10 protein-coding genes and 1 riboswitch are annotated in these 25,285 nt (G+C 68.1%); of the genes, 8 read left to right on the top strand and 2 right to left on the bottom strand.

The annotated features are described in order from the left end of the window. Window positions 1-25 precede the first annotated feature (25 nt). From recC to recD, 3 genes are read left to right on the top strand one after another with little or no spacing between them, the layout of a single operon-like run. Window positions 26-3,550 (top strand): exodeoxyribonuclease V subunit gamma, encoded by a 3,525-nt coding sequence (recC, locus tag HFGMBDPB_RS26970; protein ID WP_212646637.1) that lies wholly within the window; start codon window positions 26-28, stop codon window positions 3,548-3,550. Next, window positions 3,547-7,371 (top strand): exodeoxyribonuclease V subunit beta, encoded by a 3,825-nt coding sequence (gene recB, locus HFGMBDPB_RS26965; RefSeq protein WP_212646636.1) that lies wholly within the window; start codon window positions 3,547-3,549, stop codon window positions 7,369-7,371. Before recC ends, recB begins: the two co-directional genes overlap by 4 nt. Beyond that, window positions 7,368-9,503: an exodeoxyribonuclease V subunit alpha gene (gene recD / locus HFGMBDPB_RS26960; protein WP_212646635.1), complete on the top strand. Its 2,136-nt coding sequence runs from the start codon at window positions 7,368-7,370 to the stop codon at window positions 9,501-9,503. Before recB ends, recD begins: the two co-directional genes overlap by 4 nt. 16 nt (window positions 9,504-9,519) lie before the next feature. Here the strand turns inward: recD and HFGMBDPB_RS26955 are convergent, their stop codons facing one another. Then, window positions 9,520-10,182, bottom strand: coding sequence for a glutathione S-transferase family protein (locus HFGMBDPB_RS26955; protein ID WP_016450404.1), 663 nt, complete (start codon window positions 10,180-10,182; stop codon window positions 9,520-9,522). Window positions 10,183-10,298: 116 nt separating this feature from the next. Here HFGMBDPB_RS26955 and HFGMBDPB_RS26950 point away from each other — a divergent pair, with 116 nt between their 5' ends. The 4 genes from HFGMBDPB_RS26950 to HFGMBDPB_RS26935 all read left to right on the top strand — a co-directional run bounded on the left by HFGMBDPB_RS26950 (window position 10,299) and on the right by HFGMBDPB_RS26935 (window position 13,692). Continuing rightward, entirely contained in the window at window positions 10,299-10,658 is a 360-nt protein-coding gene (locus tag HFGMBDPB_RS26950; RefSeq protein ID WP_016450405.1) for a hypothetical protein, read from the top strand. Window positions 10,659-10,754: 96 nt separating this feature from the next. Further along, window positions 10,755-11,288: a copper chaperone PCu(A)C gene (locus tag HFGMBDPB_RS26945; RefSeq protein WP_046988205.1), complete on the top strand. Its 534-nt coding sequence runs from the start codon at window positions 10,755-10,757 to the stop codon at window positions 11,286-11,288. A gap of 142 nt (window positions 11,289-11,430) precedes the next feature. Next, window positions 11,431-12,375, top strand: coding sequence for a PhaM family polyhydroxyalkanoate granule multifunctional regulatory protein (locus tag HFGMBDPB_RS26940; protein WP_212646634.1), 945 nt, complete (start codon window positions 11,431-11,433; stop codon window positions 12,373-12,375). A gap of 81 nt (window positions 12,376-12,456) precedes the next feature. Next, window positions 12,457-13,692 carry an FIST signal transduction protein gene (locus HFGMBDPB_RS26935; RefSeq protein ID WP_212646633.1) on the top strand — a complete coding sequence of 412 codons (1,236 nt, stop codon included), beginning with the start codon at window positions 12,457-12,459 and terminating at the stop codon, window positions 13,690-13,692. 32 nt (window positions 13,693-13,724) lie between these two features. Here the strand turns inward: HFGMBDPB_RS26935 and HFGMBDPB_RS26930 are convergent, their stop codons facing one another. Then, window positions 13,725-15,056, bottom strand: a complete 1,332-nt coding sequence (locus HFGMBDPB_RS26930; RefSeq protein ID WP_212646632.1) for a D-amino acid dehydrogenase — start codon at window positions 15,054-15,056, stop codon at window positions 13,725-13,727. A gap of 93 nt (window positions 15,057-15,149) precedes the next feature. Then, a riboswitch (glycine riboswitch) is annotated at window positions 15,150-15,260 on the bottom strand. Between the two features lie 388 nt (window positions 15,261-15,648). Between HFGMBDPB_RS26930 and HFGMBDPB_RS26925 the strand changes: the two genes are divergently transcribed. Next, window positions 15,649-25,098 (top strand): beta strand repeat-containing protein, encoded by a 9,450-nt coding sequence (locus tag HFGMBDPB_RS26925; RefSeq protein ID WP_249343728.1) that lies wholly within the window; start codon window positions 15,649-15,651, stop codon window positions 25,096-25,098. The last annotated feature ends 187 nt before the right edge of the window (window positions 25,099-25,285 follow it).

Here is a 25,285-nt window from a genome sequence, read left to right as displayed (position 1 = left end):
TGGCTTGGAGCACGGGAGCGCAGAGGTGGCATCGCATTGGCAGCCGGGCTTGATCGCCCTGCACGGTAATCAGACGGAGGTGCTGGCCGATACGGTGCTGGCATGGCTGGCTGCGCACCCGCTGGACGTGCTGGAGCCGGAGGTGGTGCTGGTGCAGAGCAACGGCATGGCCGAGTGGTTCAAGATGCGCATGGCCGAGCAGCTGGGCGTGTGCGCCGCCGCGCGCGTGGAACTGCCCGCGCGCTTTGTCTGGCGCAGCTACCGCCAGGTGCTGGGCCGCCAGGCCGTGCCGCGCGAATCGCCGCTGGACAAGACACCCATGACCTGGCGGCTCATGCGCCTGCTGCCGCAGTGCCTGCATCACCCGGCCTTCGCCCCCATTGCAGGCTTTCTGCGCCCCGGCGAGCCCGAGCGGCTGCTGCAGCTGGCCCAGCGCCTGGCCGACCTTTTCGACCAATACCAGATCTACCGCGCCGACTGGCTGGACGCCTGGGAGGCCGGGCATGACGTGCTGCCCATGCCCTTGCGCCCTGGTGTGGCGGACGCCTCGGTGCCCGAAGGCCAGCTGTGGCAGCCGCGCCTGTGGCGCGCCGTGCTGGCCGAGCTGGACGAGGACCAGCGCGGCGCCACGCGCGCGCGCCTGCAGGGACGGGTTCTGGCCGCGCTGCAGTCGGGCGAGGCGCCGGCCGCGCCGCTGGCGCGCCGCGTGGTGGTGTTCGGCATCAGCCAGCTGCCGCTGAGCCTGCTGGAGTTCCTGGCCGCCATTGCCCGCCACAGCCAGGTGCTGCTGGCCGTGCCCAATCCCTGCCGCTTCCATTGGGCCGACGCCATCGACGGGCGCGAGCTGCTGCGCATGGCGCGGCGCCGCCAGCCGCTGCGCGGCGGCCGCGACCTGGCGCAGCTGCCGCTGGAGGCCATGCATGCCCACGCCCATCCGCTGCTGGCCGCCTGGGGCCGGCAAAGCCGCGACTATGTGCGCCAGCTCGACGCCTTCGACACCACGGGTGCCGCAGCCCAGCTGCAGATGCCGCGCGTGGACCTGTTCGACGAAACCGATGCCGAGGACCTGCGCACCGCGCCGCTGCTGGCCCAGGTGCAGCAGCGCATCCGCGACCTGGTGCCGCTGGCCGAGCACCCGCCGCTGGAGGTGGCGCGGGCCGACCGCTCCATCGTGTTCCACAGCGCGCACAGCGTGGTGCGCGAGCTGGAGGTGCTGCACGATCAGCTGCTGCAGATGCTGGCCCGGCCGACCGATCCCGGGCAGCCGGGGCAGGCACCGCTGGCACCGCGTGACGTCGTAGTCATGCTGCCGTCCATAGAGACCGCCGCGCCCTCGATACGCGCCGTGTTCGGCCAGTACGGCAGGCATGATCCGCGCCACATTCCCTTTGACATTGCCGACCTGGGCGCACGCGCCAGCAGCCCGCTGGCCGTGGCCCTGCAATGGCTGCTGCGCCTGCCGCAGCAGCGCTGCCGGCTCAGCGAGCTGTGCGACCTGCTGGACGTCCCAGCGATTGCCGCGCGCATGGGTCTGGCGGCCGACGACCTGCCCCAGCTCACGCGCTGGATGGCCGGGGCCGGCATCCGCTGGGGACTCAATGCGCCGCAGCGCGGCGCCCTGGGCCTGCAGGCCTGCGGCGAGCACAACAGCGCCTGGTTCGGCCTGCAGCGCATGCTGCTGGGCTATGCCAGCGGCGTGGCGCAGGACGGCCAGGCCTTCGGCGGCATCGAGCCCTATGACGAGGTGGGCGGCCTGTCGGCCGAGCTGGCCGGCGTGCTGGCCGCGCTGCTGGAGCGCATGCTGGCGTGGTGGCGCGAGGCCGAGCAGCCCGCCATGCCCGAGGCCTGGGCGCAGCGCTTTCGCGCGCTGCTGCAGGACTTCTTCAAGGCGCACGACGATGAGGACGAGGCCATGCTGGCCGCACTGGACGCCGCTCTCACGGACTGGCAGCGCGCCTGCGAGCAGGCCGGCTATGCGCAGGCCGTGGAACTGGGCGTGGCCCAGGAGGCCTGGATGCAGGCGCTGGAGCAGCCCTCGCTGTCGCAGCGCTTTCGCGCCGGTGGCGTGACCTTTTGCACGCTGATGCCCATGCGCGCCATTCCCTTCGAGGTGGTCTGCCTGCTGGGCATGAACGATGGCGACTATCCGCGCCGCGCCACGCGCAGCGACTTCGACCTGATGGCGCTGCCCGGCCAGCAGCGCCCCGGCGACCGCGCGCGCCGCGACGATGACCGCCAGCTCATGCTCGAAGCCCTGCTGTCCGCGCGCCGCGCGCTCTACATCAGCTGGACCGGCCACCATGTGCGCGACAACAGCGAGCAGCCGCCCTCGGTCCTGGTCTCCCAGCTGCGTGACTACCTGGAGGCCGGCTGGCGCGGCGAAGGCGGCCAGCCGCTGCTGGCGCAGCGCACGCAGCAGCACCCGCTGCAGCCCTTCAGCCGCCGCTATTTCGAAGAAGGTTCGCCCTGGACCACGTATGCGCGCGAATGGCGGGCCGCGCATGCGCAGTCTGACGGCACGGACGCGTTGCCTCCGCTGCCCGCGCAGCCGCGCCCGCCCTTTGTCCCGGACGCCTCGGCGCCGCTGACGCTGGCCCGGCTCACCGATTTCCTGCGCCACCCGGCGCGCGCCTACCTGCGCCAGCGCCTGCAGGTGCGCTTCGAGCAGGAGGACAACCCGGTCGTGGACGAGGAGTTGTTCCAGCTCGACGGCCTGACCGAATACCTGCTGGTGCAGCAGTTGCAGCAGCAGGTGGCGGCCGGCCTGTCCGAGCCCGGGCAGGCGCCCCAGGCCATGGAAGACAGTGTGCGAGCGGCCGTGGCGCGCCTCACGCGCTCGGGGCGGCTGCCGCTGGCGGGGCTGGGCGAGCGCGGCGCGCGGGCGCTGCAGTCCTCGGTCACGCCTTCGCTGCGGGCCTGGCGCCAGCAACTGGATCGGTATGCCCATCCCGCGCCGCGCAGGCGGCTGCTGATCGAGGACGATGGCCTGGTGTTCGACGACTGGATCGACGGGCTGCGCCAGTCCTGCGAAACCGAAGAGCCCCCCGAGGCGGACGACGCACAGTGCTGGCTGCTGCTGGACCCGCGCAACCTGCTCAATGCCAAGGGCCGGCCCCATGCCGACAAGCTCATGCCGGTCTACCTGCGCAGCCTGGCGCTGGCCGCCAGCGGCTCGCAGGCCGAGTTGCGCGTGGTGGCGCGCGACGGCCTGGTGCAGGTCCTGCCCATGGACCCTTCCGAAGCGCTGGCACGGCTGCGTGCATTGATGGCCCTGTGGCGCGAAGGCCAGAACGGTCCGCTGCCCCTGCCGCTGCGCAGCGGCCTGGCCATGGCCGAAGGCCTTCCCGCTGCGGCACAGCAGGCCTATGAGGGCGGCCATCTGGTCGGCGGCGAAGGCGAGGACCCGTCCTGGGCCCGCTGCTATCCCGATTTCGAGGCCTTGGTCGCCGATGGGCGCTTCGAGGCACTGGCCCATGCCGTCCACGCGCCGCTGCTCGACTGGGTGGCCGCGCAGGTGCAGGTCCAGCCCTACCAGGCGGATGCACCATGAGCACCAGCGAAGTGACCGGCGGCGTGACCAGCCATGTGCTCGACGCACAGCGTTTTCCGCTGTGGGGCAGCCGCCTGATCGAGGCCAGCGCCGGCACCGGCAAGACCTGGACCATCGCTGCGCTCTACCTGCGCCTGGTGCTGGGGCATGGCGAGGGCAGCTTGGACGGCATCAGCAGCACGGCCTTCGAGCGCCCGCTGATGCCGCCCGACATCCTCGTCATGACCTTCACGCGCGCGGCCACGCGCGAGCTGTCCGACCGCATACGCAAGCGCCTGATCGAGGCCGTGCAGTGCTTTCGTGGCGAGGCCGAACCTGCGCCCCACGACGGCTTCCTGCACGCGCTGCGCGAGGCCTACCCTGAAGGCGCGGCCCGTGAACGAGCGGCCTGGCGCCTAGCCATGGCGGCTGAATGCATGGACGACGCGGCCATCCACACCATCGACGCCTGGTGCCAGCGCATGCTGCGCGAGCATGCCTTCGACAGCGGCAACCTCTTCGACGAAACGCTGGAGCCTGACGAAAGCCAGCGACAGACCGAGGCCGCGCAGGACTACTGGCGCCAGCAGTGCTACCCGCTGTCCGACGAACTGCTGGACGAGGCCCTGAAGATCTGGCCCCACGTCGATGCCCTGGTCGAAGACATGCGTGCCCTGCTGCGCGAGCCCCCCGTGCCCGGTGCGGGCGAGGGCAGCCTGGCCGACTGCCTGCAGCGCGCCATGGAACAGCGCCGCAGCCGCCTGCTGGCCCTGGCGGCCGGCTGGGACGACAAGGCCCAGCGCCTGCAGCGGTGGTTGGATGGACAGCTCGACGGGCAGGGCGCGTTGTGGGACAAGCGCAAGCTGCAGCCCGCGCGCTACACCGGCTGGCTGGCCGCGCTGGCCGACTGGTCGCGCGCCCCGCTGGACGGTCCGCTGGCGCTGACCGAGGCCGCGCGCCACCGCCTCAGCCCCGAGGGCCTGGCCGAGGCCTTCAAGGGATCGGCCGGCGATGTGCTCATGCCGCTGGAGCTGGCCGAGCTGCAGGCGCTGCTGGTGCAGCTGGAGCAATTGCCGCCCGTCAGCGTGGCCGTGCGCCTGCATGCGGCCGCGCGCGTGGCGCAGCGGCTGGCCCACCTCAAGCGCCAGGCCGGCAGCTTCGGCTTTGCCGACATGCTGCAGCGCCTGGACACGGCCCTGGCCGGCGACAACGGCACCGTGCTGCGCGAGCGCATCCTGGCCCAGTACCCGGTGGCGCTGATCGATGAATTCCAGGACACCTCGCCGCTGCAGTACCGCCTGTTCGACCAGATCTACCGCACGGCGGCCAACGACCCGCACAGCGCCCTGCTGCTGATCGGCGACCCCAAGCAGTCCATCTACGGCTTTCGCGGCGCCGACATCCACAGCTACCTGCAGGCGCGCCGCGCCACCGAGGGGCGCCACTACGTGCTGGGCACCAACTACCGCTCCACCCAGGCGCTGGTGGGTGCCGTCAACCATTGGTTCGCGCAGGCCGAGCAGCGGCCGGGCGAGGGCGCCTTCATGTTCCGGCGCGGCAGCCACAACCCGCTGCCGTTCGAGCCCGTGGCCGCCCAGGGGCGCAGCGAGCAACTGCACACGCGCGACGGCGCCATGCCCGCCCTCACCGTGGCCTGGAGCGCGGGCCGTGACGAGGACACCGGCATCCCCCTGCCTTTGTCGGCCGACGAGGTACGGCGGCGCTTTGCGGCCCATTGCGCCGAGCAGATCGTGCAGTGGCTGGCCGACCCGCAGGCCGGCTTTGTGCAGCCCGATGGCCGCCTTGTGCGCCTGCGGCCTGCCGACATCGCCGTGCTGGTGCGCACGGGCCGAGAGGCGGCCGCCGTGCGCCGCGAACTGCAGGCGCGCGCCGTGGCCTCGGTCTACCTGTCGGACCAGGATTCGGTGTTCGCCAGCGACGAGGCCCATGACCTGCTGTACTGGCTGCGCGCCGTTGCCGCGCCGCTGGACGCCCAGGCCGTGCGCGCGGGCCTGGCCACGCGGCTCATCGGCCTGTCGCTGGACGAGCTGGCCTGGCTGGCCGCCGACGAGGAAGCCTTTGACGCGCGCAGCGAGCAGCTGCGCGAACTGCACAGCATCTGGCTGCGCCTGGGCGTGCTGGCCATGCTCCGCCAGACCCTGTACCGCCTGGACCTGCCCGCGCGCTGGCTGCAGGACCCGGCCCTGGGTGGCGAGCGGCGCCTGACCAACTACCTGCACCTGGCCGAGCTGCTGCAGACCGCCAGCGCCCAGCTGGAGGGCGAGCAGGCCCTGATCCGCTGGCTGGCCACCCAGATCGAGGCGCCGGGCAGCGGCAGCGAAGAGCAGGTGGTGCGCCTGGAAAGCGATGCCGACCTGGTCAAGATCGTCACTGTGCACAAGAGCAAGGGCCTGGAGTACCCGCTGGTCTGCCTGCCGTTCGCAGGCAGCTTCCGCCCCATGGAGCGGGCCAGGACGCCGTTCCTGACCCTGTCCGCGCAGGAGGGGGGGGAAGACGATGCCGCCCCGGCCCGCAGGCTGCTGCTGGACTTCAGCGACGAAGACCTGGCCCAGGCCGACCGCGAGCGGCTGCGCGAGGACCTGCGCCTGTTCTACGTGGCGCTCACCCGCCCGCGCCATGCGCTGTGGCTGGGCCTGGCCCCGCTCAGGCGCGGCAACGGCAAGGCCTGCGTGAACGAGCAGGGCGCCGCCGGCTACCTGCTGGGCGGCACCGAGCCGCGCTCGGCCCAGGGCTGGCTTGACGGCCTGCAGCAGCTGTGCGGAGAAGACCCGCACATGGCCTGGCGCGACCTGGATGCCGGGCCACTGCAGCGCACGCGCTGGCAGCCACCGGCTGGCGCCACCCCGCTGCACGATGCCCCTGCCTACGACGCGCGCTTCGACACCCGCTGGGGCATCGGCAGCTTCTCTGCCCTGGTGCGTGCCATGGCCGCGCCCAGCCTGCCCGTGCTGCCCGTGGCCGTGCAGCGCCCGGCCGAGGATGAGCAGGCGCTGGAGCCTCCGCCATCGCCGGAACTGGCGGACATCGCCGGCCTGGCGGGCCTGCAGCCCCTGCAGGATGGACCGGCCGGCGGGCCTGCGGTCTGGCACCGCTTTCTGCGCGGCCCCGTGGTCGGCAACTTCGTGCACGACCAGCTGGAATGGCTGGGCGGCGAAGACTTTGCCCTGCCCGTGGACGGCCAGGGTGCGCTCGCTGATCGCCTGGTGCGCCGCTGCGAGCGCGCGGGCCGGGGCGAGCAGGCGCGCGACCTGCTGGCCTGGCTCACGGCCGTGGTCCACCAGCCGCTGGCGCCGCTCGATGTCACGCTGGCCACGCTGGGCCCGCAACTGTCGGAGATGGAGTTCTGGCTGCCCGCGCGCCAGCTGCCGGCCGAGCGCATCGACCAGCTGTGCCGGCGCTTCATCCTGCCGGGGCAGGACCGGCCCGCGCTGCCCCAGCGCTCGCTGCACGGCATGCTCATGGGCTTTGCCGACCTGGTGTTCTGCCACGAGGGCCGCTACTGGGTGCTTGACTACAAGAGCAACCACCTGGGCCCGGACGGCGCCGCCTACGGCCAGGAGGCCTTGGCCCGCGCCATGCTCCACCACCGCTACGACGTGCAGGCCGCTCTCTACCTGCTGGCCCTGCACCGGCTGCTGCGCAGCCGGCTGGGCACGGCCTACGAGCCGCAGCGCCAGCTGGGCGGTGCGCTGTACTACTTTCTGCGCGGCATCGATGGCCCGGCCGGTGGCATGCATGCCATGGCGCCCGAGCTGCCCTTGCTCGATGCGCTCGATGAACTGCTCGGTCCCGGCCGCGCCAACGCGGAGGAACTGCCATGAGCCCGCGCCCCCGTTCGCGCACCATCGATACGGCCACGCTGGACCTGTTCCATGAACGGCCGGGCGGCGAACCGCCGGGCGCCGTGCCGCCAGACACCAATGAAGTGCTGGCCCTGCTGCGCCGCTGGGCCGACGCGGGCCTGCTGCGCCGGCTGGATGCGGCGCTGGCTTCCTTCGTCGCCGGGCAGGATGCACAGGCCGGGCCCGCCTTGCTGGTGGCCGCCGCGCTGCTGGCGCAGATGGAGGGGCGCGGCCACAGCTGCCTGCCCCTGGCGCCGCTGGCCGGCCACCCCAACGACGTGCTGGCCTGGCCGGCCGATGCGCTGCCCGCGCAGCAGGCCCTGTGGCAGATGCTGCCTGCGCGCCTGTCCGGCTGGGTTGCGGCGCTGAGCGCCAGCCCCGTGGTGCGCGTGGTGCACGGGGAGCAGGTAGATGGACAGGATGGCAGCGAGGACCTCGGCCAGCCCCTGGTGCTGGCCGGCGCAGACGGCCCCGCGCCGCTGCTGTACCTGCGCCGCTACTGGGACTACGAACGCGCCGTGGCCGCCCACGTCATCCAGCGCACGGCGGCGCAGGCCGTGGCCGGCCAGCCGCTGGACGAAGCCCTGGCCCGCCACTGGCTGGACCGCCTGTTCCCGCCTGCGGCGGACGGTGGCGCCGTGGACTGGCAGAAGCTGGCCTGCGCGCTGGCGCTGCGCGGCCGGCTGTCGGTGATCACGGGCGGCCCCGGCACCGGCAAGACCTATACCGCCGCACGGCTGCTGGCCCTGCTGTTTGCCACGGCGCCCGATGCCGGCCAGTTGCGCGTGGCCCTGGCCGCCCCCACGGGCAAGGCGGCTGCGCGGCTGAAGCAATCGATCGACGGGGCCTTGCTGCAATTGCAGGGCAGCATGGGCGGCGAGATCGACCTGGCGGGCCTGGTGCAGCGCATGGGTGCGGCGCGCACCCTGCACTCCATGCTGGGCGCGCGGCCCGATACGCGGCACTGGGGATTCCATGCAGGGCGGCAGCTGGACGTGGACGTGCTCATCGTCGATGAGGCCTCCATGGTCCACCTGGAGATGATGGCGGCGCTGCTGGAGGCACTGCCGGCCGGCGCCCGCCTGGTGCTGCTGGGCGACAAGGACCAACTGGCTTCGGTGGAGGCGGGCGCCGTGCTGGGCGACCTGTGCCGCGATGCCCAGGCCGGGCGCTACCTGCCCGACACGCTGGACTACGCACTGCGCGTGGCGGGCCAGCGGCTGCCGCCGCAGTTCGCGGCGCCCGACGGCGATCGTGCGCCAGCGCTGGCGCAGCACACCGTCATGCTGCGCGAGAGCCGGCGCTTCGGCGGCCCCATCGGCCAGCTGGCACACGCCGTGAATGCCGGTGAGGCGGTGAAGGCCCAGGCCCTGCTCGATGCCGGCACGCAAGCCGGCGCAGGTTCCGAGCTGTGGGAACGCCATGGCGGCGGCGTGCACGCCGTGACCGAACTGGCCGTGCACGGGCGCGGCGGTCTTGCCAGCTATGCCCTCTATGCCCAGGCGCTGCAGGGCCGGCCGGATGCGGCCGGCGCCGACGAGGCAGCGCACCGCGCCTGGGTGGTCGCTGTGCTGCAGGCCTTCGAGCGCTTCCGGCTGCTGTGCGCCGTGCGCGAGGGCGATTGGGGCGTGTCCGGCCTCAACCGCGCGGTGGAGCAGGCCCTGGATGCGCAGGGCGTGATCCGCCGAGGCGGCGAATGGTATGCGGGCCGTCCCGTCATGGTCACGCGCAACGACGCGCAGCTGGGCGTGTTCAACGGCGACATCGGCATTGCGCTGCCGGGAGCGCACCAGGGGCAGCCAGGGCAGCTGCTGCGCGTCTACTTCCTGCAGGGCGACGAATTGCGCTCGGTCGGCGTCAGCCGCATGGCCCATGTGGAGACCGCCTTCGCCATGACGGTGCACAAAAGCCAGGGCTCGGAGTTCGAGCACACCGCCCTGGTGCTGCCCTCGCGCGGCGGCAGCGTGCTGGGGCGCGAGCTGGTCTACACCGGCATCACGCGCGCCCGCCAGGCCTTCTCGCTGTTCTCCGAGGTGCCGGGCCTGGTGGCCTCGGCCGTTGGCAGCCCCACGCAGCGCGCCAGCGGGCTGCTGCGCTGGCTGCAGGAGTGAGTGAAGGCCCCGCGCCTCAGGCCGGGGTCTTGTCGCTGGCGTAGCGGGCCATCATCAGCGCCGTATTGGTCTTGCGGTCGGCATTGACCTGCTGCACCGTGGGCCGCTCGGCCATGCGTGCCAGGTACTCGCGCACGGGCAGGTCGGCCAGAACGTCGCGGCCGCCAACGATCTTGCTGGCCGCGCTGACCAGGGGCAGGTGGACGATGGCGCAGCAGTCGGCCAGCGTGAAGCTGTCGCCCGCCACAAAGGGTGAGAAACGCGCAAGTTTGGCGAAGGCCGCCACGTTCTTGTCGAGCTGGGCCAGCGTGCGCTCCCGGGTGGAGTCGCTGACCTGGCCGCCGAAGAAGGCCTGCGGGTAGAGGATGCGCGCCACCAGCTCCAGGTGCAGGTCCAGGTACACGCACAGCTCGCGCACCTTGGCGGCCTCGAAGGCGTCGGCCGGCAGCAGGGCCGGCGAGGGCGACAGCGTCTCCACGTACTCGACCATGGCGGCCGACTCGCACAGACCCCGGCCGTCGTCGATGCGCAGGTAGGGCACCTTGCCCAGCGGAGAAAGCGCCATGTCGGTCTCTCCCAGCCAGGCCAGTTCCTCGTTGAAGGGCAGCTGCTTTTCCAGCAGGGCCAGCTTGACCTTGTTGTAGTAGTTGCTGGCCGCGAATCCGCACAGGGTGAGCATGGGTGTCTCCTAGGGTGTTGGTGAGGGCTGGGGGATGCGCCTGCGATGGTAGGGGCGGGCAGGGCCTGGCGGGGTCACGGACATGACGTCCTGGGGCAGACCCCTAGAATGACGCCATGCCGCTTCGCCTGCCCTCCACCTTGGCTGCCTGCGCCCGCTGGGCGCTGGGCCTGTGGCTGTGCGTGGCGCTGGCATCGGCGTTTGCGCCGCTGGCGCGCGCCTCGGGCTGGGAGCGCCTGTGCTCGGCCGCTGGCGAATCGGTCTGGGTGCCCTCGCCGGCCGGTCAGGACGATGCCCTTGCCGGCAGCCACGGCATCGACTGCCCGCTGTGCCTGCCCCCGCTGGCGCCGCCGCCCGCCCGGTGCAGTGCGGCCCCGGCACCGCTGGTGGCAGATGCGCAGCCACGGGCGCACCCGGCCTCCGTCCACAGCGTGGCCATGCCGGCCCTGCCCCAGGCCCGCGCCCCGCCCCGGTGACTCCCGGATTCACTCCCGCTTCCTTCGCTTGGCCAACCCTTTTTGCAAGGCACGAAGACCGTGCCGCAATGCATTGAAATTTCTGGAGAAACCGTGATGACACTGCGTCAATGGACCACCCCTTTCCTGATCGCCGCCTCCCTGTCCATGGGCCTGGCCCATGCCCATGCCCATGCCGATGCGGCCCATGTCAAGGCCGACGCCGCCTGGGCGCGTGCCAGCGTGCCGGGCCAGCAGGCCACGGGCGCCTTCATGCGCCTGACGGCCGAGGAGCCGCTGCGCCTGGTGGGCGTGGAGTCGCCCGCCGCCGGCGTGGCCGAGGTGCATGAAATGAAGATGGAAGGCGATGTGATGCGCATGCGCGCCATCGACGGCCTGGACCTGCCCAAGGGCGTGGCCGTGGACCTGAAGCCCGGCGGCTACCACGTCATGCTGCAGCAGCTCAAGAGCCCGCTGCTCAAGGACAGTCAGGTACCCATCACCCTGGTGTTCAAGGACGCCAAGGGCGAGACCTCGCGCCTGAGCCTGCAGGTCCCCGTGCGCGCCATGGCGCCCGGCGCAGGTGCGGCATCGGCTGCGCAGGGCGGCGCGCATGGCGGACACGGCGGACATGCCGGCCACTCCCACTGAGCTTTTTGTCATCCACCGGGTTTGTGCGCAGCGGGCCGTGCATGACTTGCGATGGACTTGGCGTGTGCCTGGGTTAAGCTGAGCGCATGGCCGGTGTGCTTCACCGGCATGTTCTTCCAACCCAGTCCTAGCGAGTGCTGCCATGAGTGATGCGTCCTCCTTCGGTTTCGGCAAGTTCATCCCCGGTTTCGACTTCCTGCAGGGCCTGGCCCAGAGTGCAGGATCGGCCACCGCCCGGCCCCTGGGGCGCCTGCCCGAATGGGTGGCGCCCACGGTGAGCATCGAAGAGGTGGACAAGCGCATCACCGAACTCAAAGCCGTGCAGTTCTGGCTCGACCAGAACGGCAAGGCGCTGGCCGCCACCATCCAGGCCCTGGAAGTGCAGCGCATGACGCTGTCCACCTTGCAGGGCATGAACGTCAGCATGGGCGAGCTGGCGCAGGCCTTCCAGTTCCCTGCAGCCGCAACCGCCGCAGCCACCGCCGCGGCCAAGGGCGCCGCCAGCGCGGGGCAGGGCGACCTTTCGGACTGGCCCATGTCCTCGGCCGCCAGCCGGGCGAGCAAGAAGGAAAAGCCGCAGCCCGAGCCCGCACAGGCCGCTGCCGCGCCGCCTGCAGCCCCCGAGGCGGGCAAGGCCGCCGACAGACCCGCAGCCGCGGAGACTGCGGCGCCCAAGGACGAGTCCGCCCAGGCCGCCGCCATGGGCCAGGCCATGCAGTGGTGGGGCGCGTTGACCCAGCAATTCCAGCAGATCGCCGCCAAGGCCATGGCCGAGCCCATGGCCCCGGAGGCCGTGGCGGCCGCCCAGCGCGCCACCGGCATGGCCGGTGACCTGGCCAAGGCCACCATGGACCACATGGCGGCACAGGCCAGCGCCTTTGCTGCGCAGGCGGGCAAGGCGGCGGCGGTCTCCCCTGCCAAGGCGCCGTCCGCAAAGCCGGCGGCCAAGGCTGCGGCGCAGGCCGAAGCCCCCAGGACCGCTGCCAAGGCTCCCGCCAAAGCGGCTGCCAGGAAAACCGCTGCAAAGGCTGGAGCCAAGGCGCCGGCCGCCAGCAAGCCGGCAGCCAAGAGCCGGCCGGCGCGTTGACCGATCGGGCCGGACCCATGGATGCGCAAGGCCCCAGCCACCCGCAAGCCGGGTGCTGGCGGGGCTAGAAAGAAGGTTGGTATGTCGTTGTTTCCTGTAGGCCATGCCAGCCATTCCGACTGGCGCGCCGCGGCCGACGCGGTGCTGCAGCAGCTGCGCTTGCAGATGGCCGGGCCCGGCCACGCGCAGCGGCCCCGTCTGGGACTGGTGTACCTGTCCCATGCGCATGCCGCCCACGCACGGCCGCTGCTGCAGCATCTGGCCAGGGCCCTGCCCCATGTGGCGGACTGGGCCGGCTGCTCGGCCGGCGGCGTTCTGGCCATGTCGCATGAGTACCTGTCAGGAACCGCGCTCGCGGTGATGCTGCTGGATGTACCGGCCGCCCACTACCGCCTGTATTCGGGCCTGGCGCCCCTGCATGCGCCTGGCGGCGAGGCCGGCTTCACCGCCCATTCGGCCCTGGTCCATGCCGCAGGCGGCCAGCCCGAGCTGGCCGAGCTGCTGTACGAGCTGTCCGAGCGCACCGAGTCCGGCCTGCTGTTCGGCGGCGTGGGCGATGACGGGGAAGATGGCGTGGAGGGCGTGCAGATCGCCTGCCGTACCGAGGATCTGCATGCGCAGCATGCGGACGCGCGCGGCATTTTTCGTGGTGGCTTTTCAGGCGTGGCCTTCGGTGCCGGCGTGCCCTGCATCACGGGCATGGCCCAGGGCTGCGTGCCGCTGGGCGAGGGGCTGGAGATCACCGAGGCGCGCGGGGCCCTGGTCACCGGGCTCGATGGCGATCCGGCCCTGCAGCGCCTGCTGCAACTGCTGGGCGTGGAGCTGGAAGGCAGCGACTGGCAGCCCGCGCTGACCACGGTGCGCAGTACGCTGGCGGCCATTGCGCCGCCGGGCAGGGGCCTGGCCCACGGCGTGCTGACCGAAGAGGCCCAGGTGCTGACCCTGGTTGGCCTGGACCCGCTGCGCCAGGGCGTGGCCCTGTCATCGGCCGTGGAGGCCGGGCATTCGGTGATCTTCTGCCGCCGCCAGGCCCAGGTCGCGCGCCAGGAACTGCTGCAACTGGGCGCTGCGCTGCGCGATGCCGCGGAGCCCGAGGAGGCGGCGCCCGAAGGCGAGGCACAGCCCCGCATCCGTGGCGCCATCTACATCAGTTGCCGGGGCCGCGGCGGCGGCCTGTTCGGCGGCCCCGATGCCGAACTGCGCACCCTGCGCCACGCACTGGGCGATGTGCCATTGATCGGCTTCGTTGCCGAAGCCGAGATCATGGACGCCCGTCTGCACCGCTTCGCCGGGGTGTTGACGGTGTTCACTGCCTAGGCGTCGTACACGTCGTACACGCCGTCCGCACCTCAGACCGCGCGCGGGCGCACCGTGCCTGCGCTGCGATCCGGGTCCATGGCTGCGGCCCCCAGAAAATCGAAATCCACGGCCGGCTGCCTGCCGCTGACCAGGTCGGCCAGCGCCATGCCGGAGCCGCAGGCATGGGTCCAGCCCAGCGTGCCGTGGCCGGTGTTCAGGAACAGGTTGGCGATGGGCGAGCGTCCGATCAGCGGCACATTGCTGGGCGTGGCGGGGCGCAGGCCGCTCCAGAACTGGGCGCGCCCGGTATCGCCGGCGCCGGGGAACAGCTGCTGCACGCGCCGCACGATGGCCTCGCAGCGCACGGGGTCCAGGTTGCGGTCGTAGCCGTTGAACTCGGCCGTGCCCGCAATGCGCAGGCGGTCGCCTTGCGCGCCCGTGTAGCGCGAGAACACCAGCTTGAACTCATCGTCCGTGAGGCTGACCTGGTAGGCCTTGGCGGGGTCCAGCACCGGCAGGGTCACGGAGTAGCCCTTGGCCGGGTAGATGGGCAGGTGCAGCCCCAGCGGCTGGGCCAGCAGCGGGCTGAACGAGCCCATGGCCAGCACATAGGCGTCGCCCTGGATGCGTTCGTAGCGACCATCGGCATTGGTCACCTCCACATGGTCGATATGGCGGCTGGCGCCCGCACCCGTGGTGCGCAGCGCCATGACGTGGTGGCCGTGGCGGAACTGCACGCCCGTGGTGGTGGCAATGCGTGCCAGCTCGCGCGTGAAGAGGTTGGCGTCGCCCGATTCATCCTCGGCCGTATAGGTGGCGCCCGCTATCTGCCCGCGCACATGGGCCAGGGCCGGCTCCAGGCGCACGGCTTCGTCGGCGTCGATCAGGCGGCGGTCGCAGCCCAGGGCCTGCATCTGCTCGGTGGGCTTGAGCGCGCCCTCGAACTCGCGGGCGTTCGTATAGAAGTGCAGGATGCCCTGCGTGCGCTGCTCGTACTGGATGCCGGTGTCGGCACGCAGCTGCTGCAGGGCCTCGCGGCTGTAGGTGCCCAGGCGAACGATCTGCTGGATGTTGTGGCGCGTGCGCGCGGGCGTGCAGTTGCGCAGGAAGGACAGGCCCCAGAGCCACTGGCGCATGTCGGCGCGCAGGCGGAAGAGCAGGGGGGCGTCCTGCCGGCCCAGCCAGCCCAGCAGCTTCAGCGGTGCGCCGGGGTTGGCCCAGGGCTCCGCGTGGCTGACCGAGATCTGCCCGCCGTTGGCGAAGCTGGTTTCGGCGCCGGGCGCGGCCTGGCGGTCGATGACGGTCACTTCATGACCGAGGGATTGCAGATAGTAGGCCGACGTGGTGCCGATCAGACCGGCTCCGAGAACGATGACGCGCATGACGATGCCCTTTCAAAGGCATGTGCCGGGTCACGCGAAAGCTGGCCGCTATGGTCTGGATAGCAGGCAGCCGGCGTCCGTCGTGACGCAGCTGCCGCTCCCCCTGTCCTTGGTACCTGAGAGATTCACCGCCGTCCATGGGAACGGGGCTTGCTCCTTCGGTGCGCCGCACATTGCGTGCGGCGGCTCTCCAGACGGCATGTTGTGTTTGCAGTACGGAACCTGAGCGTGTATGGGAGTTTGCGCCTTCGGTGAGGCTCGGCACCGTGGCGCCCGCCTGCTCTCCTGCAGGGGCGATTCTATGGGGCTTGCGCAGCCAGCTCCAGTCGTATTGGGGATACCACCAGTTACCTGTATGTGGTGTGGCTGATTCAGGGTATTCCCTAGATCGTTCAAGCGCCTCCCTCGTAGCGCTGGTACGAGTCTCTGGTTTCATGTAAAAAAACTATTGAAATAGAAAAAAACATGATTTAGCCTATCGATATGTGCAGTGGTTTGTCAGTGCATGTTCTGGTCGATTGGACCTGCATGGGTTAACCATGGGTTGTCTATATGTCTGATAGGCGACTTACCGTTGCACAGGTGCGGGTCCATGGAAACTGGTCCGTCACTGAAAAAATACAAGCACGGTGAATATGGTTTGTCGAGGGAGGAATGTTTTGCGTCGCAAACCCGACTGAAGGTGTGCCCGCTCAATGGGCAGTGGAGCAGCGCGCAAGCGTTGATGGAAATCCGCCTTTTTTTGATTGACGCGCAGGATCTGCGCGAAAAATTTTGCTTCCAAACTCACCGGCTGCAAGGTGAGTTGTGGGCTCGTGATTCAAATAGAACTATCCGAGGTACGGCGATGCAAATGCGCTGGGTACAACTGATGGCCATTGCCATTGGGAAAATCATTTTCCTGTCATATCTCCTTGAGAGAACGGGGAATATCATGCATGCTCTCAATCGCCTGCCTGGTTCGGCATTTTTTCGCAAGTGGCGTGCAGCGAAGTGCCTTTTCTCTTTGCTGCTGCTTTCATGCGCGGGTATCTCATCCACGGCACTGGCGGCGACCATCGTCTTCACGGTCACCGACAACAGCGACGCTCCCAATGCCAATGCAACGACACCAACCACCTGTGTCAGCACGCTGGGGGGCACCTTTGCTGGCGCATGTACGCTGCGAGCGGCCATTCAGGCAGCCAACTACACGCTGCAAACGCTGGATCCGAGTGCCGATGTTTCCATCGTCTTTGCGCCGACACTGACCACGTCGGTACGAACCATACAGAGCGGGACATCCAAGGATGCGGCGGGAAACCTCCATCCGTATGTCGACAATCAGACGGTTTACGTGCGCTGTGCCAATACATTCATCAGCGGAGCCCAGTCCGGCGCCGTGACGGGGGCCACCAATGCCTGTGGTCAAAGCCAGATGATCAGCGGCGGCGATACGGGCACCACCACTGGTGCCGGTGGTGCCTGGTACTGGCTCAAAGGCACCGTGCCAGCCGGCACGGGCTCGTTGACCATCGATTTCGGGGGAGTCATACAAGTCCAGAACTGGGCGGACTCCCCCTGGGAAACTTTTTATCTTGGTGGGAAGAACATCACGCTCACCAATTCGCCCAATATGACCTGTGGCGAAGCGGTATTCGTCGTTGGCTCCCCGGCGAACAATATCACCATTGATCGCGTCGGCCTGGTGAATGTGGCTCCAACCCCTGCTGGAGAGGGGACGCCGTTCAACTGCGAGCTGTACGCGGAGATTCATCAAGGCGCACAAAACGTATTCTTTACCAATAGCACGATCAATTCCGCGATATGGAATGGAAATTACGGCAATAACAAGGGCTCGGCCATTTCCGTTGCCGCAAGCAACGGTACAGGAGGCACGGTTTCCAACATTGTTGTCGATAATTTCACGGTAACGAATCTGCCCAACCCTATCGGGGGAATGCAGCTCGAGCAGTTCTTCCAGGTCATGTCGAACATGACCGTCAACGGATTGACGATCAAAGATTCGAATATCGCACTGAGCCCGACTGGTGGAAATGCGCCCAGGGCCGTGGTGTCGGTTGATGGAACGATCAACCTAGACAATGGAACTGGTCTTGCCGTGACGGGTAATACCTTCTCGCTGCCTATTGCCGCCTATACCACTTCATCGCCAATGCATGTGTCGGCACCAACGTTGAATACGGCAGCCTCAGGCACGACGCAGGTAGTGACGGTGACCGATAACAACTTCACTGGCGGCGGGGACGGGGTGAATATCGGTGGTACGGGTACGGCACCAGGATTGATTGGCAACAACAAGATGACAAGCCAGTCGAGAAGTGCCATTCGTGTCACTGCGCGTGATTTCTTCAAGATTTCTCAGAACACGCTGTTTTCCGTGCCTGTGGCTGCAAACTCAGGTATCAGCTTGCAGACGACGGCCAATGGACAAACCGGATGGACCCCGACCCTTGGCGTTGGCGCCAGTGACACCGCCGCCTGCACCTGGACATTCAATATCACGGCAAATGCCAATGCGAGCGAGCCGGCACCGTATACGGTGGAAGCCTTTTGGTCGCCGACCGGCGCGGGCGTCAACGATGCGCAGGTCTATCTGGGCTCAGGGACCATGGCCGGAGCCTCGGGAACGCTGACCGTTCCTTCGTATCTCAGCGGCCAGGTGCGAGTCACAGTGACGGACAGCAATTCCGGTGGAGCACAAACCTCGCAGCTTTCAACGGCGGCAAGCGTCACCGGTTTTCCCTGTGCCCTGAAATCCGGCGTTCTGGCGACGACCAACAATCAACCTGTCGGCAGCAGCGACTTGCTGGAGGTCTACATTGTTGATGGCCAAGGCAATGCCTGGACGGGGGGCAGTGACACCGTCACCTTCGCAGCGCCGCCTGCAGGTGTCACGTTCAATGGCGGCTCCGCCGCAGTCAGCTGCACGACCAACTCCAGCGGAAAGTGCGCGTCTCCCATCAATGCCAGCAGCAGTGTCGCCGGAACATTCACGACACCCGTGACCTTGTCGTCGTCAGTCGCTGGTGCCACGTTCTCCAATCTTCCATTGGGTGGAAGCCCGGTATCTGGCGCAGTGACCTATCAGCCTTCGCCGGTTGCTTACAGCTTCACCGGGCTGCCGGCCAGCACGACCGGTTCTGAAATCGCCGCGAGTCCGCCATCGATTGCGGCCAACGGCGTCTCCACCAGCACCTTGGCCGTGCAGTTGAAGGATGCTTTAGGCAACCTTGTCACCACCTGTACCGATACGGTGGCCTTCACCCTCAATGCGGGGACGCAAGGCGTTCCTGCCGTCAGCGTCACGGGCTGCAGTGCCGGCATGTACACGGGGACGGTGACATCGCCGGTGCTGGTCGGCAGCGGAACCTTCGGGTTCACCATCAACGGGTCTGCGGCTGTTGCCACCGCAACGATCTCCTATGCGGCCGCAACGCCGAGCACGAGTGCATCGACGATAGTCGCCACTCCGGCATCGATCGTGGCCAACGGCAGCTCCACCAGCGTGCTGCGCGTGCAACTGGTCGATGCCAGCAGCAATCCGATCAACACGTGCACGAACACGGTGGCGTTCACCCTGAACGGCGGAACGCAGGGAACGCCGAGTGTGGGCGCGGCCTCGTGTACTGCCGGCATCTATACGGGCACCGTCACATCGCCCACGGCGGTCGGCAGCGGGATCTTCGGATTCACCATCAACGGCTCTGCCGCAGTTGCTACGGCTTCAGTGAGCTACACGGCGGGTCCGCCAAGTACCAGCGCCTCGACCATCGTTGCGAGTCCGACCTCGATCATTGCCAATGGCACTGCAACCAGCACATTGACGGCGCAGCTCAAGGATGCGTCAGGCAATTCGATTTCGACCTGTGCCAACACGGTGGCCTTCACGCTGAACGGCGGAACACAGGGCTCGCCTGCGGTCGGCGCGGGGTCGTGCAGCGCAGGGGTGTACACGGCCACCGTCACGGCACCTACCGCAGTCGGCAGCGGCACCTTTGGCTTCACCATCAATGGCTCGGCCGCCACGGCTACGGCTGTGGTGAACTACACGGCCGGCCCGCCCAGCAATGGCGCGAATGGAAACCTGATCAGTGCCAGTCCGCTCAGCGTTGTCGCAGACAACACGGCCACGAGTTCGATCAGCGTGACCCTGCGCGATGCCAATGGCAATCCCGCCACGGATACGGCTGCGCACACGATTGTCTTCACCAAAACGGGCGTGGGCACGACCACGCCGGCCGCACCCACGTGCACGATCGCGGCCAACGCCAATCCGGCCACCTGCTCCGTGACGGTGAAATCGGCCACGGTCGGCACCGCAAGCTTCACGGCAACGGACAACGGAGAGGCCGTGAGCAATGGCAGTCCGGTATCGGTCAACTTCATTGCCGGGCCGCCCAGCAATACAGCCAGTGGCAATCTGCTCAGTGCCACACCGCTCTCGGTGATGGCCGACGGTACGAGCACCGGCACGGTGACCGTCGCACTGCAGGACGCCAATGGCAATGCAACCGTCGATACGGTTGCCCACACCATCGGCTTTGTCCATACCGGCGCCGGCACGCCTTCGGCAACTTCCTGCACGATTGCGGCCAATGCGAATCCAGCGCGCTGCTCCATCACGGTGACATCCACCGTCGCGGGTGCGGCGAGCTTCACAGCCACGGACAACAACGGCACCACCACCCAGAGCGTGGCCAATGGCAGTCCGGCCGTGATCAACTTCACGGCCAATGCCGCCGACCCCGCCAGGTCGGGGGTGCGTACCGTCAGCAGTCCGGCCACGGCCAATGGCTCGGCGACAGATGTGCTTGAAGCGTTTGTGGGAGATGTCAACGGCAATCCGGTGGCCGGAAGCGTTGTCACGTTCTCTCCCACCGCAAACATCACCTTCAGCGGTACCTGCACCACCAATGCGGCCGGTACCTGCCAGGTCACCGCCAGGACAACCGTCGCGGGCTCCTACGCTTCCGGCGCAAGCATCGCGAGCGGCGCATTGAGCGGCAGCGGCATCAGCGCCGGCGGCAATACGTACGGTGCGACGGCTGCCTATGTCTTTACGGCAGGTGCCGTCGATCCCGCCAATTCGACCATGTCGGTCGATGTGAACAACCAGGCAGCCGGCGGCGGCCAGGACGTCGTTTCCGTGGTCACCAAGGATGCGTTCGGCAATCCGGTCACCGGCGTTGCCGTGAACTTCAGCGTGACGCCTGCCGGAGCGGCACCTGCCACCGCCAGTTGCACGACCGCTGGTGCGGCGGCGACCTGCTCGGTGTCGTTCACCAGCGTGACCGCATCGACTTACTCGGCCGCCACCACGGTGGGTGCAACTGCCATCGGCAACAGCCCGCAATCGATGGCCTTTGTCGCCGGCAATGCCTCGGCAAGCAACTCGGGCCTGCGTGTCGTGAGCGACAACGCGGCGGCAAATGGCACGGCAACCGATGTGGTGGAAGCGTATGTGCGCGATGCCGGTGGCAATCCCAAGGGTGGCGAGGTCGTCACCTTTGCCGGTACTGCCGGCGTGAAGCTGAACGGTGGTGCGGCAGGTGCGTCAGCCACTTGCACCACTGGAACAAGTGGCGCAACTCTGGGCATCTGCTCGATCACTGCCACCAGCACAGCAAGTGGGACCTACAGCATCGCCACCAGCATTCCTGCAGGAACCCTGGGTGGCACGTTCACCGTGGGAGCAAACGCGTATTCGCCAAGCGCCGCACAAATTCATTTTGTGAGCGTGGTGAACCTCAGTGTCACCAAGGCCAACCCGGGCAGCTTGGCTGTGGGTACGCCCTTCAACTATGCGTTCTCCGTGTCCAATGCCGCCAGTGCCTTCGGTCCTGCCAACAGCGTGACCATCAAGGACCTGGTGCCGGCAGGCATCAGCATCACGGGCGTGCCGACTGGTGCAAACGTGGCCAGTGCGACCTGCACGCCCAATACCTTCCCGTTTGCGGGTAACGGCAGTTCCGTGCTGACGTGTACGGTGAGCTTCACCACACCGGTGGCGGCTGGCAGCAGCACCAGCTTCAACCTGCCAGCTGTGCCGACGGCGGTGGGTTCGAGCACGAACACGGCTTCCTATGATCCGTCCGGTGGTACCAGCCCGGTCAATCCGACGGCAGGTTGCACGACGGACTGCTCGTCGACGCCCGCCACCCCAGTCAACCCTGGTTCGCCCACGCTGACGGTCAGCAAGGCCAACCCCGGCAGCCTGGCTGTGGGGACTGCGTTCAACTACGCCTTCACGGTAGCGAATGCGGCTGGAGCGTTCGGTCCCGCCACCAGCGTGACCATCAAGGACCTGGTGCCTGCGGGTATCAGCATCACGGGCGTGCCGACCGGCGCAAACGTGGCCAGTGCAACCTGCACACCCAACGCCTTCCCGTTTGCGGGCAATGGCAGCGCCGTCCTGACGTGTACGGTGAACTTCACGACCTCGGTCGCAGCCGGTGGCAGCACCAGCTTCAACCTGCCGGCTGTTCCGACGGCTGTGGGTTCGAGCACCAACACGGCCTCCTACGATCCGTCGGGCGGCATCAGCCCGGTCAATCCGACGGCAGGGTGCACAACAGACTGCGCGTCGACACCCACCACTCCTGTCACGCCTGGTTCGCCTGCACTGACGGTCAGCAAGGCCAACCCGGGCAGCCTGGCCCTGGGTACGCCCTTCAACTACGCCTTCACGGTGAATAACGCCGCCGGTGCCTTCGGCCCCGCAACCAGCGTGACTATCAAGGACTTGGTGCCTGCGGGGATCAGCATCACGGGTGTGCCGACCGGTGCGAACGTGGCCAGTGCGACCTGCGCGCCCAACACCTTCCCGTTTGCGGGCAATGGCAGCGCCGTCCTGACGTGTACGGTGAACTTCACGACCTCGGTCGCAGCCGGTGCCAGCACCAGCTTCAACCTGCCGGCTGTGCCGACGGCTGTGGGTTCGAGCACCAACACGGCCTCCTACGATCCGTCGGGCGGCATCAGCCCCGTCAATCCGACGGCAGGGTGTACGACAGACTGCGCTTCCACACCGGTGACTCCGGTGACGCCAGGCACGCCAGCGTTGACGGTCACCAAGGCCAATCCCGGCAGCCTGGCCGTGGGCACGGCGTTCAACTACGCCTTCACGGTAGCGAATGCCGCCAGTGCCTTCGGTCCCGCCACCAGCGTGACCATCAAGGACCTGGTGCCGGCAGGCATCAGCATCACGGGCGTGCCGACTGGTGCAAACGTGGCCAGTGCGACCTGCACGCCCAATACCTTCCCGTTTGCGGGTAACGGCAGTTCCGTGCTGACGTGTACGGTGAGCTTCACCACACCGGTGGCGGCTGGCAGCAGCACCAGCTTCAACCTGCCAGCTGTGCCGACGGCGGTGGGTTCGAGCACCAACACGGCCTCCTACGATCCGTCGGGTGGAATCAGCCCGGTCAATCCGACGGCAGGGTGCACGACAGACTGCGCATCGACGCCTTCCACGCCAGTGACTCCTGGTACGCCTGCGTTGACGGTCACCAAGGCCAACCCGGGTAGCCTGGCTGTGGGGATTGCGTTCAACTACGCGTTCTCCGTGTCCAACGCTGCCAGTGCCTTCGGCCCCGCCACCAGCGTGACCATCAAGGATCTGGTGCCGGCAGGCATCAGCATCACGGGCGTGCCGACTGGTGCAAACGTGGCCAGCGCGACCTGCACGCCCAACACCTTGCCGTTTGCGGGTAACGGCAGCTCCGTGCTGACGTGCACGGTGAGCTTCACCACACCGGTGGCGGCTGGCAGCACCACCAGCTTCAATCTGCCGGCTGTTCCGACAGCGGTGGGTTCGAGCACGAACACGGCCTCCTACGATCCGTCGGGCGGAATCAGCCCGGTCAATCCGACGGCGGGTTGCACGACAGACTGCGCTTCCACGCCGGTGACTCCGGTCACGCCAGGCACGCCTGCGTTGACGGTCACCAAGGCCAACCCGGGTAGCCTGGCTGTGGGGACTGCGTTCAACTACGCCTTCACGGTAGCGAATGCGGCTGGAGCCTTCGGTCCCGCCACCAGCGTGACCATCAAGGACCTGGTGCCTGCAGGCATCAGCATCACGGGCGTGCCGACTGGTGCAAATGTGGCCAGTGCGACCTGCACGCCCAATACCTTCCCGTTTGCGGGCAATGGCAGCTCCGTGCTGACGTGTACGGTGAACTTCACTGCGGCAGTGGCGGCCGGTGGCAACACCAGCTTCAACCTGCCGGCTGTTCCGACGGCGGTGGGTTCGAGCACGAACACGGCCTCCTACGATCCGTCGGGCGGCATCAGCCCCGTCAATCCGACGGCGGGGTGTACGACGGATTGCGCATCGACGCCTTCCACGCCGGTGACCCCTGGCACGCCTGCGTTGACGGTCACCAAGGCCAACCCTGGCAGCTTGGCTGTGGGCACGCCGTTCAACTACGCCTTCACGGTAGCGAATGCCGCCAGTGCCTTCGGTCCTGCCACCAGCGTGACCATCAAGGACCTGGTGCCGGCAGGCATCAGCATCACGGGCGTGCCGACTGGTGCAAACGTGGCCAGTGCGACCTGCACGCCCAATACCTTCCCGTTTGCGGGCAATGGCAGCTCCGTGCTGACGTGTACGGCGAGCTTCACTGCGGCAGTGGCGGCCGGTGGCAACACCAGCTTCAACCTGCCGGCTGTGCCGACAGCTGTGGGCTCGAGCACGAACACGGCTTCCTACGATCCGTCCGGTGGCATCAGCCCCGTCAATCCGACAGCCGGTTGCACGACAGACTGCGCTTCCACACCGGTGACTCCGGTGACGCCTGGCACGCCAGCGTTGACGGTCACCAAGGCCAACCCCGGCAGCTTGGCTGTGGGGACTGCGTTCAACTACGCGTTCTCCGTGTCCAACGCTGCCAGTGCCTTCGGTCCCGCCACCAGCGTGACCATCAAGGACCTGGTGCCGGCAGGCATCAGCATCACGGGCGTGCCGACCGGTGCGAACGTGGCCAGTGCGACCTGCACGCCCAATACCTTCCCCTTCGTGGGCAATGGCACGGCGATCCTGTCTTGCACGGTGAGCTTCACCACGCCGGTGGCGGCTGGCAGCAACACCAGCTTCAATCTGCCGGCTGTTCCGACGGCTGTGGGTTCGAGCACGAACACGGCTTCCTACGATCCATCGGGCGGCATCAGCCCCGTCAATCCGACGGCCGGTTGCACTGTGAACTGTGCATCGACACCAGCAACGCCGGTCACTCCCAGCACGCAGGTGCCGGTGGCTCCGACGCTGACGGTTTCGCCGACCACGGTGGGAGGCTATCCGCAGATTTCCGGCACCGGCACGCCGGGCTACACGATCACGGTGAAGGATGGCTCGACGACACTGTGTACGGCAATCGTCGCGGCCGATCAGACGTGGAGCTGCACGCCGGGCGGCGGCTTGCCGACGCCGGGTCTGCACACGATCAGCGCGACCCAGACCAATCCTGGCAATGGCAATACCGGACCTGCCACAACGACTTCGCTCAACGTGCTCGGAACGACCTTCACGGGGCCGACAGCCACCGGGGCAGGAAACGCCACGGCGACCTTGAGCGGTGGTGGCGCGGGCTGCGGGTTCGATGTGTCGCAGTCGTCCTTCGTCGCTGCTGCGGCGGGTGCGCCGGGCCAGTTGAGCTTCCCGTACGGCAATGTGCACTTCGTGGCCCGTGGCTGTACGCCCAGCAGCTCGATCACGGTCAGCGTCACCTGGCCGGGGCCGGTGACCGGCATGGCGTACTGGAAGTTCGGTCCAGCGTCCACAGGGGCGGCGGACTCCTGGTATCAGCCTGCGGGTGCGGTGGTGTCGGGCAATACGACCTCGGTGGTGGTCACCGATGGCGGCCAGGGTGATGACGATCGCGCAGCCAATGGCGTGATCGTGGATCCCAGCGGTCCGGCGCGTGTGGGGGCGGCACAGGATGCCACGCCGATCCCTGCCCTCGAACCGCGCATGCTCGCCATGGCCATGCTGCTGATGCTGGCTGCAGGCCTGTGGAATCTGCGCCGCAGACGCGGTTGACACACGGTTGAAGAGGCGCTGAACCATCGCCTGCCGAACCTGTTTCGGCAGGCGATTTCCATTGGGTAGAGGCGCTGTATCCCGGCGGCTCAAGCCTGCCCGTAACCCCAGGCCGCCTTGCGGGCCTATCGCGCGTGCAACACGCCGTAAATGAGAACAATTTAGAATTTCGCGCTGATGGGTGCCT

The sequence above is a fragment of the Delftia sp. PE138 genome, from assembly GCF_018320755.1.
GTDB classification, from domain to species: domain Bacteria; phylum Pseudomonadota; class Gammaproteobacteria; order Burkholderiales; family Burkholderiaceae_C; genus Comamonas; species Comamonas tsuruhatensis.
Note: the sequence above shows the minus strand (reverse complement) of the source record. Positions and strands in the feature narration are given on the sequence as shown.

What these genes read in the sequence shown, in the direction of transcription:
- recB (WP_212646636.1), top strand. Translation starts at nt 3,547, where the DNA reads ATGAGCACCAGCGAAGTGACCGGCGGCGTGACCAGCCATGTGCTCGAC.
- recD (WP_212646635.1), top strand. Translation starts at nt 7,368, where the DNA reads ATGAGCCCGCGCCCCCGTTCGCGCACCATCGATACGGCCACGCTGGAC.
- HFGMBDPB_RS26955 (WP_016450404.1), bottom strand. Translation starts at nt 10,182, where the DNA reads ATGCTCACCCTGTGCGGATTCGCGGCCAGCAACTACTACAACAAGGTC.
- HFGMBDPB_RS26950 (WP_016450405.1), top strand. Translation starts at nt 10,299, where the DNA reads ATGCCGCTTCGCCTGCCCTCCACCTTGGCTGCCTGCGCCCGCTGGGCG.
- HFGMBDPB_RS26945 (WP_046988205.1), top strand. Translation starts at nt 10,755, where the DNA reads ATGACACTGCGTCAATGGACCACCCCTTTCCTGATCGCCGCCTCCCTG.
- HFGMBDPB_RS26940 (WP_212646634.1), top strand. Translation starts at nt 11,431, where the DNA reads ATGAGTGATGCGTCCTCCTTCGGTTTCGGCAAGTTCATCCCCGGTTTC.
- HFGMBDPB_RS26935 (WP_212646633.1), top strand. Translation starts at nt 12,457, where the DNA reads ATGTCGTTGTTTCCTGTAGGCCATGCCAGCCATTCCGACTGGCGCGCC.
- HFGMBDPB_RS26930 (WP_212646632.1), bottom strand. Translation starts at nt 15,056, where the DNA reads ATGCGCGTCATCGTTCTCGGAGCCGGTCTGATCGGCACCACGTCGGCC.
- HFGMBDPB_RS26925 (WP_249343728.1), top strand. Translation starts at nt 15,649, where the DNA reads ATGGAAACTGGTCCGTCACTGAAAAAATACAAGCACGGTGAATATGGT.